Origin of the sequence: Bacillus atrophaeus, assembly GCF_001584335.1 — a bacterium.
Lineage (GTDB): Bacteria > Bacillota > Bacilli > Bacillales > Bacillaceae > Bacillus > Bacillus atrophaeus.
In genome coordinates, this window is sequence record NZ_LSBB01000020.1 from 843,856 (window position 1) to 859,062 (window position 15,207).

Genomic DNA, 15,207 nt, shown 5'->3' on the forward strand with positions numbered 1-15,207 from the left:
GCAGGTTAAATGGAGGTAGCTCTATGAATAATGATGTGAATACCAGCGGCTTAGTCAATCCATCTATCAGCTATGGGGAGCCGTTACAAATATCCGGAGATCAGCCGGCTGCTATTCCCGAAGTCTTACACAAAACGGCTGCGGAACTTGGGGAAACGAAAGGAATCATTTATTTGCAGCCGGACGGTTCAGAGGTTCATCAATCATATGGCCGTTTATGGAAGGATGCACTTCGTATCGTAAGAGGGCTCCGTCAATCAGGGCTGAAAGCGAAAGATCAAGTAATCTTGCAGCTTGGCGACAATTCGCAATTTATCCCTGCCTTCTGGGGATGTGTTTCTGCTGGGATTGTCCCCGCTCCTCTTGCTGTTGCTCCGACATATACAGAGGCGAATAGCGGCACGCAAAAGCTGAAAGACGCATGGACGCTTCTTGACAAGCCGCCGGTTATTACGAATCGAGACATGCTGCCGGAACTGGCCGCTTGGGCAAAAGACCAAGGATTTGATGAATTTCGCGCTCTGGCAATCGAAGATCTTCTTAGCGCTGAGATGGAAACTGATTGGCATCGGGCCAGTTCTGAAGATTTGGCGCTTTTACTTTTGACCTCAGGGAGCACCGGCACCCCAAAAGCTGTGATGCTCAATCATGAAAACATTTTGAGTATGGTTAAAGGAATTATTCAGATGCAGGGCTTTACAAGTGAGGATATCACATTTAACTGGATGCCGTTTGATCATGTCGGAGGTATCGGAATGCTGCATTTGCGTGATGTATATCTCGGCTGTCAGGAAATCAACGTCGCAAGTGAGACAATCTTGATGGATCCTCTGAAATGGCTCGATTGGATTGATCATTACCGAGCTTCTGTGACATGGGCGCCGAATTTCGCCTTCGGTCTGGTCACTGATTTTAGTGATGAAATCGAAAATCGAAATTGGGATCTGTCTTCAATGCGTTACATGCTCAATGGCGGTGAAGCGATGGTGGCCAAGGTTGGGCGCAGGATGTTGGAGCTCTTAGAGCCTCATGGATTGCCCGCTGATGCGATTCGCCCTGCCTGGGGAATGTCCGAAACTTCCTCCGGTGTGATTTTCTCACAAGATTTTACACGTGCCTCGACTAATGATGAGGATGGTTTTGTGGAGATCGGTTCTCCGATTCCCGGATTTTCGATGAGAATTGTTGATGATCATAATGAATTGGTCGAGGAAGGCGAAATCGGCCGTTTTCAGGTTTCTGGGCTTTCTGTTACCGACGGTTATTATCAGCGGCCGGAATTAAATCAAAGTGTCTTTACGGAGGATGGCTGGTTTGAAACCGGAGATCTCGGTTTTCTGCGCAAGGGGCGCCTTACCATTACCGGCCGTACGAAGGATGCCATTATTATTAACGGCGTCAATTATTACAGTCATGCGATCGAATCCGCTGTCGAAGAATTGCCGGAAATCGAAACTTCCTATACTGCTGCTTGTGCTGTCCGTGTGAATCACAATACAACGGATCAACTGGCTATCTTCTTTGTTGCTTCTACCCAGCTTGATGATTCTCAAACCGCCCAACTTCTAAGAAACATACACTATCATGTCACAAAGACGATCGGTGTTACGCCTGAATATTTGCTGCCGGTCCGTAAAGAAGACATTCCGAAAACAGCCATAGGGAAGATTCAGCGCGCCCAGCTGAAGAGCTCATTTGAAAATGGAGAATTTGACCACATACATAACAAACTGAATTTGATGAGCAGTGAAGCTCAGGGCAGTCATACGCAAAAAACAGATTCCGCTCAATTAGAAGATATAAAGAAACATTTGACCAAATTCTTCACAGAGGATTTAAATATTGATCGTGATTGGATTAAACCTGACACAAATATCCAAAGTCTCGGCGTTAATTCAATTAAGATGATGAAACTTATTCGATCCGTAGAGAAAGAATACCGCGTAAGACTCACAGCGAGAGAGCTATATAAATATTCTGCCATTGAATTACTGGCTGCTTATATAGCTGAAAAAGAAGAAATGAACAAAAGCCGCTCTGCTGATAGGAACATCAGTATAGATGCAAGAGACAAACAAGCATCCTTGCATTCTCTTTCTGAGGTTCAAAAAGGACTATGGACATTGCAAAAAATGTCGCCTGAGAAGAGTGCTTATCATGTTCCTCTCTGTTTTCGATTCTCGTCAAAGCTTGATAAAGAGAAAGTAAAACAAGCCTTTCACCTTGTATTAGACCAGCACCCGATTTTAAAGCATGTCATCCAAGAAAAAGACGGAGTGCCTTATATCAAACATGAATCTGGACTCCCCATCACGATAAAAGCCGAAGATATTTCAGGCTTAAAAGAGGCTGACTTAACTCCTTATTTCAGAAAAAAAGTAAAGGAACCGTTTGTGAAAGAATCCAGTCCTTTATTGCGCGCCCACTTATTTTCAAGGTCTGAAGAGGAGCATTTTTTACTTGTCGTGATTCACCATATCATTTTTGACGGTGTTTCTTCCGTTACTTTTATTCACAGTCTTTTAGATAACTATAAGCATCTCTTAGAAGGGCAACATCCAAATGTGCCCGCTGCTCCGGCGGCTTACAATGATTTTGTCACATGGGAACAGCAGTTTCTTGCCGGTGAGGAGGGCGAGAAGCATCGTTCGTACTGGCAGCAGCAGTTAGCGGGAAGCTTGCCGAATCTTCAGCTGCCGTCCATGCGCATCAGCCCGTCTATTTCCGAATTTGAGGAGGACACATATACCCGGCGGATTTCAGACGGTTTAATAAACAGCATCAAATCTTTTGCAAAAGATCATTCTACGAATGTGTCAACGGTATTGCTGAGTTGTTATATGGTGCTGTTAAGCCGTTACTCTGATCAAGAGGATATGATTGTCGGCATGCCTGCGATGGTGCGGCCGGAAGAACGATTTGATTCATTAATCGGACATTTTCTCAATATGCTTCCCATACGGAGTGAGGTGAAGGGAACAAAAACATTTTCGGAGTTCGTTCATACATTGCAGTTGACGCTTCTTGATGGATTGGATCATGCGTCTTATCCTTTTCCGAAAATGGTTCGGGATTTGAATATACCGCGTCATCAAGCGGGTTCACCAGTTTTCCAAACGGCATTTTTCTATCAGAATTTCCAATCTGCAAGCTATCAGAACATGTTCCGTCAATATGAAGAGTCCTTTTCTGTCGATGCAGTTGAGGGGATTCATCAAGAAGGTGAATACGAATTAGTATTTGAACTATGGGAAGAAGAAGAAAAGATGGAATTGAACATCAAATACAATACCGGGTTGTTTGATGATACGTCTATTTCGACTATGTTTGATCATTTTATTTATTTAGCAGAACAGATGGTTCATAACCCTTCTCAACCTTTACAACAGTATTCTTTATTACCGAAAGAAGAGGAACATACCATTCTTCGTACGTGGAATGCTACTGAAAAGGATTATCCGGATGCATGTTTTCATGAGTTGTTTGAACGGCAGGCTAAAAAGACGCCTGATGCAATAGCTGTCAGCTATGAGAAGAAATCTCTGACGTATCAGGAGCTTGATGAGAAAAGCACACTGCTGGCCCTTTATTTGCAGAAGAACGGTGTGAGCCCGGACCAATTGGTAGGAATCTATGTCGAGCGATCGCTGGAAATGGCTGTAGGCTTGCTCGCAATCCTTAAAGCAGGAGGAGCATACGTGCCGCTAGACCCGTCCTACCCGGCTGAACGGTTGGAATACATGCTGGAGGACAGTGAGGTTTCCATTACGCTGACAACCTCTGAACTCATAGATACCTTAAGCTGGAACCATGTAAAAGTAATTGCTTTAGATCAAGACTGGGACGAAATCGCTCAAAACGCTTCAGGAGGCACAAGCCTTATGCGCACCGTGAAAACGGAGAATTTGGCTTATGTGATTTATACCTCCGGCAGCACAGGCAAGCCAAAGGGTGTCATGATTTCGCATAAAGCACTGACAAACTTTCTTGTTTCCATGGGAGAAAAGCCTGGTCTTTCATCAGAGGATATCATGCTTGCAGTGACAACCTACTGCTTTGATATAGCAGCTTTAGAGCTGTATCTGCCTTTAATGAAGGGCGCCCAATGCCATATTTGCAATACTGAGCATACAAAAGATGTGGAAAAGCTGAAACGAGACATTCAAGATATCAAACCGACGATTATGCAAGCCACGCCTGCTACATGGAAAATGCTATTTTATTCGGGCTGGAAAAATGAAGAGGGAATTAAAATTCTGTGCGGCGGAGAAGCGTTACCCGAGAAATTAAAGCAGCACTTTTTAAGTACAGGCAGTGAAGCTTGGAATATGTTCGGGCCTACAGAAACAACGGTCTGGTCAGCGATTCAGCGCATTAATGAAGAGACCGCTGCGTCCGTGATCGGCCAGCCTATTGCGAATACACGCGTTTATATTGTTGACTCGCACCTTCTGCCTGTCCCTGCCGGCATTCCCGGAGAACTTTGTATTGCAGGGGACGGATTGGCAAAGGGTTATTACAACCAGCCTGAGCTGACGGATGAAAGATTCATAGATTGTCCGTTTGAACCGACATCCAAGCTTTACAAAACAGGCGACATGGCACGGTGGCTTCCAGAGGGCAAGATTGAATATATCGGGCGTATCGATAATCAGGTGAAAATCCGCGGATTCCGTATCGAGCTGGGGGATATTGAGATTCGCCTTGGAGAACATCCGGATGTTCAGGAAAGCGTCGTCGTTGTGAACGAACAGAACGGAAATGAAAAATTGGCCGCTTATTATATAGTAAAAGACGCACATTCACCTGTTACGCCGAGAGAGTTGCGAAATGAGTTGAAAAAGAGCTTACCGGCTTATATGGTTCCTTCTTATTTTATTCAGCTTGATCAAATGCCGCTCACACCGAACGGAAAAGTAGACCGAAAGATACTAAAGAATCGAAACGTAACAGCGGAGCAGCCTCAACATGGAAATATGTCTCCTTCAAAGATTCAAGAAACGATACGATCCATTTGGCAGGATGTGCTTCAAACTGCTGACATTTACCTGGAAGACGGATTTTTCGATGTAGGCGGGGATTCGCTTCTTGCGGTTACTGTTGCTGAACGAATCAAAAGTGATCTAGCCTGCGAGTTTAGTGTTACTGAACTGTTTGAATACTCATCTGTGAAAGATATCAGTAAATACATTGCCGAACAGCAAGCAGCAGATCCATTTGTCTCTTTGCCGGCAGACGTAAAAGACAAGCCTGGCAAGCCGAACCGTACACAGCGTGTTCCGGAGGATCTTCCTGATTATTATGAGGACAGTGTAGCGATTATCGGGATATCGTGCGAATTTCCAGGGGCAAAAAATCATGTTGAATTTTGGAACAACATCAGAGACGGAAAGGAAAGCATCAAGTTTTTCACTAAAGAAGAGCTTCGCAGCTTAGGCGTTCCGGACACACTTGCGGAGAATCCTGGCTATGTGCCTGCTAAATCTGCGATTGAAGGGAAAGATCGTTTCGACCCAAGTTTCTTTAACATATCTCGAAAAGATGCCGAGTTCATGGATCCCCAGATGCGGATGCTGATGACTCATTCCTGGAAAGCGATTGAGGATGCGGGCTATGTCGCCAAACAGATTCCTGAAACCAGTGTGTATATGTCGGCAAGCAACAATTCTTACCGTGCGTTATTGCCCGAGGAAACAACAGAAAGCTTAGAAACGCCGGATGGTTATGTGTCATGGGTGCTTGCGCAGAGCGGGACGATTCCGACGATGATTTCTCATAAGCTGGGGCTGAAAGGGCCAAGCTATTTCGTCCATGCCAATTGTTCGTCTTCTTTGGTTGGGTTACATTCCGCCTTTAAAAGCCTGCAATCAGGTGAATCTGCATATGCGCTGGTCGGCGGAGCGACGCTGCACACCGAGACAAATATCGGATATGTGCATCAGCCGGGTCTGAATTTTTCAAGTGACGGGCATATCAAGGCTTTTGACGCTTCAGCCGACGGAATGGCAGGCGGTGAAGGTGTTGCGGTTGTCTTGCTGAAAAAAGCGGCGGATGCCGTAAAAGACGGAGATCATATTTATGCTTTGATGAGAGGCATCGGTGTAAATAACGATGGGGCTGATAAGGTCGGTTTTTATGCCCCGAGTGTGAAAGGGCAGGCTGATGTGGTCCAAAAGGTGATCGGCCAGACGGGTATTCATCCTGAATCGATCAGCTATCTTGAAGCGCACGGAACAGGAACAAAGCTGGGTGACCCAATCGAACTGTCGGCTTTAAATACAGTGTACAAGCAATATACAAACAAAAAACAGTTTTGCGGCATCGGATCGGTGAAAAGCAATATTGGACATTTGGATACAGCTGCCGGCCTGGCTGGCTGCATCAAGGTTGCGATGAGCTTATACCATAACGAGCTTGCTCCAACCATCAACTATAAAGAACCGAATCCGAATATGGATTTAGCTGACTCTCCTTTTTACGTGGTGGATCAAAAGAAAGTACTGGATCATGATATCAACACACATAGGGCGGCGCTAAGTTCATTCGGCCTCGGTGGAACAAACACCCATGCGATATTTGAACAATATGCGATCGCTTCTGAAACGAGGAAGGAGAACGGGGCCTGCATCATACCGATATCGGCGAAAAACAAAGAGCGGCTCGACGAATATGCGCAGGAACTCCTGTCCCATTTGGAAACGAGAGGACTTGAGAATGGTGATTTGGCTGATTTCGCTTATACATTGCAGGTCGGGCGAGAAGCGATGGAGCATCGCGTTGTCTTTATTGCGGATGAAGTGAATCAGCTGAAACGGCAGCTGGAGGATTTCATCAATGGAAAAACACCAATCAAAGGATGTTTTCAAGGAGAAAAGCAGCACGCCAAGGAAGCTGCATGGCTGACTGAAGATGAAGATAGCGCAGAACTGATACGTAAGTGGGCAACTAAAGGGAAAGTGAACAAGCTTGCGGAGATATGGAGCAAAGGAGTGTATGTCGATTGGTCGCAGCTTTACATGGATGTGCAGCCTCGACGAATGAGTTTGCCTACGTATCCCTTTGCAAAAGAACGGTATTGGGCATCACAGGATGTTCAGCAAGATTCCGGGCAGACACCTTCAATTCAGACTGCGGCGGCTACATTGCACCCGCTGCTCCATCAAAATACGTCTGATCTGTCTGAGCAGCGATTCAGTTCAGTCTTTACGGGCGAGGAATTTTTCCTGGCAGATCATGTCGTTAGAGGGAAGCCGGTGCTCCCTGGGGTGGCCTATCTCGAAATGGCTCGAACAGCTGTAAGCCGGGCAACCGGAAGCGGGAAGGATCAGGATATCAGAATCAGATTACATCATACAGTCTGGGTTCAGCCAATCGTTTTGAATGATCATCCGGTTCATGTGCATGTCGGTCTCTTTCCGGAAGAAGACGGAAAAATCGCATATGAAATCTATAGTGTTGGTGAAGATGACTCTGATTCACTTATTCACAGCCAAGGCAGTGCGGAATTGATTTCTGCAATCGAAAAGCCGGTCCTGAATATTGCAGAAGTACAAGGTCGCTATAATCAGAGAAATCTTACGCCTGACCAGTTCTATGAGGAAGGCAGAAGCAGAGGGATGTTCCATGGTCCGGCATTCCAAGGGATTGAAAAAGCTTATATAGGCAAAAGAGAGGTCTTGGCCAAATTGCAGCTTCCTGTTTCTGTATCTGAGACGAAGGAAAGCTATGTGCTTCACCCGAGTATGATGGATTCGGCTGTTCAGACGGCTACAATCTGCATCATGCAGGAATTTGCCGAGCAAAAACTGATTCTGCCTTTTGCGCTTGAAGAGCTTGAGGTCATCGGTAAATGTACATCCGTGATGTGGGCCTATGCCCGTTTAAGTGAGAGCTATAGGGACGGGGATACTGTGCTGAAAGCGGATATTGACCTGTGCGATGAGGCTGGAGCGGTTTGCGTCAGGATAAAGGGATTCTCCACGAGAGTGTTGGACGGAGAAGTGCAATCGTCGAAGCCCGCAGTCCATTCTGAACGCTTAATGCTTGAACCGGTTTGGAATATACAGGAATCTGTTTTAGGGAAGCAAGTGCCGACATATGCAGAACATCTTGTTGTGTTCTGTGAAGCTGCCCGTCATGTCAGTGACAGCATCGTCTCCCATATGAAGGATGTTCGCGTCATCCCATTAAATGAAGCTGAAGGAACCATTGCTGAGCGTTTTCAAATCTATGCACAGCAGGTTTTCGAACTGATTCAAGGAAAGATCCGTACGAAACCTGAAGGTAAAGTCATGATTCAAGTCATCGTTTGCGGGAAAGGCGAGCAGCAATTGTTTGTCGGTTTGTCCGGGCTGTTGAAAACAGCTGAATTGGAGCATGGCAAACTTATCGGCCAGCTGATTGAGATTCCAAGTACTGAGGAATTACATGATTTGCATGAAAAGTTGAAAAACGACAGTCTGAGACCTGAAGATAAACAGATCCGCTACGAGGCGGGAACCCGATATGTCAAAGATTGGCGTGAAATGACACCTTCACCTGTTGATGAACTTAGTATGCCGTGGAAAGACGATGGTGTTTATCTCATCACCGGAGGAGCAGGCAGTTTAGGCCTGCTGTTTGCAAAGGAAATTGCACAACGAACCGACCGCGCCACATTGATCCTCACCGGACGTTCAGTTTTGGAAGAGAGCAAGGAGCGAGAGTTAGAGGCGCTTCGCAACTTAGGGGCAGAGGTTAGCTATAAACAGACAGATGTGGCTGATCAAGAGGCGATTTCTCAGCTCATGAAGGAAATCAAAGAAAGGTACGGCCGTCTCAATGGAATCATTCACGGCGCAGGAGTTATTAAAGATCATTTCATCGTCCAAAAAACGAGTGAAGAGTTTCAAGAAGTGATACATCCAAAGGTAAACGGCTTAGTGCAGTTAGATGAGGCCGCCAAGGAATGGAAAATGGACTTTTTTATCTTATTTTCTTCCGTTTCCGGTAGCTTAGGAAACGCCGGCCAATCAGACTATGCAACTGCCAATACGTTCATGGATGCATACGCTGTATACCGAAATTCGCTGGTTGCATCCCAAAAACGGCACGGCACAACCATTTCCTTCAATTGGCCGTTGTGGAAAGAGGGCGGAATGCATGTCGACGCCGAGATTGAAAAGATGATGATGAAAACCTATGGAATGGTCCCGCTGCAAAGTGAAAGCGGCATAGAAGCCTTTTATCAGGGAGCGGTCTCAGGTAAGCCTCAAGTATTTGTGATCGAAGGGAACCTTGCAAGAATGAAGCAAAAACTGCTTTCTTCCGCCGGTTCTGCAGTTGAGCGGCCAGTTGTAAATAGGAACCGGGCTGAAGCGGATGGCTTATTCAGCAAGGTAGAGCAATCGTTGAGTCAAATGGTAAGTGCCATTCTGAAAGTGGACTTGGAAGAGATTGATATCAATACAGAGCTGAGTGAGTACGGCTTTGATTCAGTTTCATTTACGGTCTTCACAAACCAGATCAATGAAGCGCATCAATTGGAATTGGCGCCGACTATTTTCTTTGAATATGGAACCATACAAAGTCTGGCTGAGCATTTAGTTGAAGAGTATCAGGATGAATGGCTGACTCAATTCCCATTAGCGGATGCTTCCAGACAAACTGAGAACAAAAAAACAAACTCTCTTCCAGATGCGAATAGCTTGATTGTCAAAGCGCAGGAATCGTTGAGTCAAATGGTAAGCGGCATTTTGAAAGTGAACGTACAAGAGATTGAAATGGATACAGAGCTGAGTGAGTACGGCTTTGATTCAGTTTCATTCACTGTATTTACAAATCAAATCAATGAAGCGCATCAATTGGAATTGGCGCCGACTATTTTCTTTGAACATGGAACCATACAAAGTCTGGCTGAATGTCTAGTTGAAGAATACCCGGATGCATTTATTAAGGAATCTTCTGTACCGGAGAAGTCTGTCGTTTCTAAAGTTTCCGCTCCTGTTGTGCCAAGCATAGCGAAAAGGAAAAGAAACCGCTTTGCGCCTGTATCAATCACAAAAGAGGAAAAAAGCAATAACAAGGCAGCCGATTTTGAACCGATCGCAATCGTCGGGATCAGCGGCCAATTCCCTGGGGCAAAAGATATTGATGAATTCTGGAGAAACCTGAAAGAAGGAAAAGACAGTATAACGGAAGTCCCCGAAGACCGTTGGGATTGGCGGGAACATTATGGGGATCCTGAGACACAAGAAAATAAGACCGACATCAAATGGGGCGGATTTATTGATGGGGTGGCTGAGTTTGATCCGTTATTTTTTGGTATTTCGCCAAGAGAAGCTCAGTATTTAGATCCTCAGCAGCGGCTGTTAATGACCCATGCATGGAAGGCGATAGAAGATGCCGGGTGCTCGCCTCAGAACCTTTCAGGAACTATGACGGGCGTTTTTATCGGTACAGGCAATACAGGGTATAAAGATTTATTTTATAAAGCAAATGTACCGCTTGAAGGCCATGCGGCAACAGGAAATATGATTCCTTCCGTCGGTCCGAATAGGCTGAGCTACTTTTTAAATCTCCACGGGCCGAGCGAACCTATTGAAACAGCATGTTCAAGCTCTCTTGTAGCCATTCACCGCGCGGTTTCCGCTATGCAGGATGGAAATTGCGATATGGCGATCGCAGGAGGTGTAAACACGATATTGACCGAAGAGGCACATATCAGCTACAGCAAAGCCGGCATGCTCAGCAAAGACGGAAGGTGTAAAACCTTCTCTGCTGATGCGAATGGTTATGTCAGAGGTGAAGGTGTCGGGGTGGTCTTGCTGAAAAAGCTGACAGATGCCGAACGGGATATGAACCACATCTACGGCGTCATTCGGGGAACGGCAGAAAACCATGGAGGACGAGCCAATACCTTGACATCGCCTAATCCGAAAGCGCAAGCCGATTTATTGGTGCGCGCATATCGGAAAGCAGGCGTTGATCCGCGCACGGTAACCTATATTGAAGCTCACGGCACCGGCACTGAATTGGGAGATCCTATTGAAATGAACGGATTGAAGGCTGCGTTTAAGGAACTGTCTGAATTGGGAGAACACAGCGGGACAGAGGTGCTTGATCATCAATGCGGAATCGGTTCAGTCAAGAGCAATATCGGTCACTTAGAGCTTGCGGCAGGTATTTCGGGTCTCATTAAAGTGCTTTTGCAAATGAAACATAAAACCTTAGTCAAAAGCCTGCATTGCGATACGCTTAATCCTTACATTCAGCTGAAAGACAGTCCGTTTTATATTGTTCAAGAAGAAGATGAATGGAAGGCTGTACGAGATCGTAACGGAAACGAACTGCCGCGCCGCGCTGGTATCAGTTCGTTCGGAATTGGCGGGGTAAACGCTCATGTGGTGCTTGAAGAATATATACCGAAAGAAGATTTCAATTCTCAACAACAAATAGTTTCCGGCCAACCTAGCATCATCCTGCTGTCTGCCAAAAATAAAAAAAGGCTTCAGGATCGGGCGGTTCAATTGCTTTCTGCCATCCGCGAAAGAAAGTACACCAATAACGACCTGCACCGCATTGCCTATACGCTTCAAGTCGGGCGAGAGGGAATGGACGAACGTCTGGCATTCACCGCGGGTACAATAACAGAGCTTGAAGAAAAACTGCAGACGTTTGTGGAAGGCAAGGAAGGTACTGAGGGACTCATCCGTGGCCAGTCAAATCGAAACAAAGATACTATCGCAATTTTTGCGGCAGATGAAGACATGGCAATGGCTATGGATGCTTGGATCAGGAAAAGAAAATACGATAAGCTGGCAGATTTATGGGTGAAAGGCGTGAATATCGACTGGACCAAATTGTATGGTGATGCCAAACCGCGCCTTATCAGTCTTCCTTCATATCCATTTGCAAAGGATCACTGCTGGCTTCCCGAAAAAATGGATCAAGTGAAGGTGAATGATCTTGAAACGGGCCATATTCAACCTCTAGACAATAGTGAAAAGCGAACGGCCTGTTTTATGACAAAGCAATGGATGTTAAGCCCGGTTATCCCAAAAGAGCCGGGGACCCGAGCCGTTGCGATTCTGACCAGTGCAGAGACGGCAGACTTGGCTGCTGAAGTGTCTAAGTATTTTCCGAATCACTACTTATTAGATGTGAGTCGGGTTGAAAGTCAATCATTAAAGGATGATTGGAAAACCTTTGACGGTTTTGTGGATCTGATTGGATGCGGAGAGTACGACAAGGAGACGTTGAGTTGGATTGAATGGATTCAAAAGCTGATTGAGCATGGACATAAAGAAGGGCTGATGCTGCTTTGCGTTACGAAAGGGCTGGAATCTTATCAAAATGATTCCGTTCAGTTGGCAGGAGCCTCTCGCGCCGGTCTGTACCGCATGCTTCAAAGCGAGTACAGCCATCTCAAATCAAGGCATATGGATGCGGAGGCATCCGCAGATCATCTGACTCTTGCGAAGCAGATAGCAGATGAGTTTTATTCCGATAGCGAGGATGCTGAGGTTTGCTATAGAGACGGTTTGCGTTATCGTGCTTTTCTACAACCGGAACATAGAAAAGACGCCGATCAAAAACGAAGGGCTTTCCCAAAAGATCATGTGCTTTTAATTACAGGCGGCACACGAGGGATCGGACTATTATGCGCCCGGCATTTTGCAGAGTACTACGGAGTGAAAAAGATGGTATTGACAGGGCGTGAGTCACTGCCTCCGCGAGAAGAGTGGGCACGTTTTAAGAGCTTAAACACATCCGCCGCACAGAAAATACAAGCGGTGCAGGAACTGGAAGCACAAGGCGTACAAGTACAAGTGCTGTCGCTCCCTTTATCTGATGAGTCTCTCGTGCAGCAAAGCTTGCAGAATATGAAACAGACTTTGGGACCGATCGGCGGAGTCATTCATTGCGCTGGCATGACGGATATGAATACCTTGGCATTTATCCGGAAAACGGCCGATAATATTCAACAAGTTCTCGAGCCGAAGGTGGATGGGCTTACAACGCTGTATCGCCATGTATGTGATGAACCGTTGCAGTTTTTTGTATTGTTTTCATCAGTTTCAGCCATCATTCCGGCCCTTTCTGCGGGACAAGGCGATTACGCCATGGCTAATAGCTATATGGATTATTTTGCGGAGGCAAATAAGGAAAAAGCTCCGATCATCAGCATTCAGTGGCCGAATTGGAAAGAGACCGGGATGGGTGAAGTGACAAATAGCACTTATAGAGAAAGCGGCTTGCTTAGCATCACGAATTCAGAAGGCCTCAGCTTTCTTGATCAAATGTTATCCGAAACATTCCGCGCAGTTGTGCTGCCTGCGGTGACGGACCCAGCGGAATGGAAACCGGAGGAATTGATGAAGAGACGTGCCCGGCATGAGTCGGGTTCGAATGAATTGGCTTCGCAGCCATCACGAAAAACAGAAATGGACGGACCGGCAAAAAATGAGCTTCTTTTAAATGAAACAGAAGCATGGCTTGTTGGTTTGTTCTCTGAAGAACTGAGAATTGATCAAGAGGACTTGGAGATTGATGAATTATTCCAGGAGTATGGAGTGGATTCTATCATTCTAGCTCAGCTGTTACAGCGCATTAACCGAAAGATCGGAGCGGCACTCGACCCTTCTATTCTATATGAATATCCAACGATCCAGCGTTTTGCAGCTTGGCTCATCGGCTCTTATTCTGAATCGCTGTCTGATATGTTCATAGACAACATATCGGCAGCTGCTTCGGAAGGCAGAAAAGCAACAGCTTATCAAAAGCCGATTCAGCCGGAGACTCGTGCGGCTGCTCTGGAAGTACAAGAAGAAGAGTCCATTGCATCCGGCTCCCATAGAGAAGATATCGCGGTTGTCGGATTGTCCTGCCGCTTTCCGGGAGCAGAGACACTGGATAAATATTGGACATTATTATCTGAGGGGCGCTCGTCAATTCGCCCGGTTCCGCCAGAACGCTGGGGTTATCCGGCTCCTTATTATGCCGGAGTCATTGATCATGTCAATCATTTCGATCCTGCGTTCTTCCTGCTTCCAGAAGAAGATGTAAGTGCCATGGATCCGCAAGCATTAGCTGTTTTAGAAGAGAGTCTTAAGCTCTGGTATCACGCCGGCTATACACTTGAAGAAATAAAGGGAGAAGCAATCGGTATTTATCTCGGCGGACGCAGCCGTCATAATCCGGGTCAAGACAGCCTTCTTCATGCAAAGAATCCTATCGTGGCAGTCGGCCAGAATTATTTAGCGGCCAATATTTCACAATTTTTTGATGTGCGCGGTCCGAGTGTTGTATTAGATACGGCATGTTCTTCGGCTTTGGTCGGCATGAATATGGCGATTCAGGCTCTGCACAGCGGTGATATTAAAGCTGCCGTTGTGGGAGGAGTCAGCTTGTTTGACTCAGATGCCACCCACCGGCTGTTCGAGCAGCGCGGTATTTTAAGCGCAGAGTCATCCTTCCATGTGTTTGATGAACGTGCTGATGGAGTTGTTTTAGGAGAAGGCGTGGGAATGGTCTTGTTAAAGACAGTAAAACAGGCTCTGAAAGACGGCGATTCCATTTACGCTGTGGTAAAGGCCGCTTCTGTTAATAACGACGGAAGAACGGCCGGGCCTGCAACACCGAATCTGGAAGCGCAGAAGGAAGTCATGAAGGCGGCGCTTGCCAAAAGCGGCAAAAAACCAGAAGACATCAGCTATCTCGAAGCAAACGGCTCAGGATCAATGGTAACTGATCTGCTTGAACTTAAAGCGATCCAATCCATCTATCGTCCTGACAATTCAATTCCGCTGAGTCTTGGATCAATCAAACCAAATATCGGACATCCGCTTTGTGCCGAAGGGATTGCAAGCTTTATCAAGGTTGTGATGATGCTGAAGCATCGCAGTTTTGTTCCATTTTTGTCTGGTGAAAAGGAAATGACGCATTTTGATAGGAAAAAAGCGAACATCACTTTCAGCCGAACGCTGGCAGAATGGACGGCATCCCTTCCTGCTGCGGCAATTAACTGCTTTGCCGACGGAGGCACAAATGCCCATGTCATTATAGAGGCGTGGGATAAAGACGAAAACCGTGAAATAAGGCGGCGCCCTTTATCCCCGCCGGAATTAAAGAAACGGCCGTTCCCGTCTGATGATTCAAAGCCGGAAACGGAGACCTTAAAAATGGATAAGACAAACATATGGGATACTTATGAAGTGGAGGTCTAAC

General features: G+C 46.2%; 1 protein-coding gene. It reads left to right on the top strand.

Translation table 11 applies throughout. The features are described from left to right. Positions 1-23 precede the first annotated feature (23 nt). Positions 24-15,206, top strand: a complete 15,183-nt coding sequence (locus AXI57_RS17905; RefSeq protein ID WP_061670818.1) for a non-ribosomal peptide synthetase — start codon at positions 24-26, stop codon at positions 15,204-15,206. Position 15,207 lies beyond the last annotated feature (1 nt).

Excerpts from the sequence above, each read along its gene's own strand:
- AXI57_RS17905 (WP_061670818.1), top strand. The coding sequence starts at position 24 with ATGAATAATGATGTGAATACCAGCGGCTTAGTCAATCCATCTATCAGC.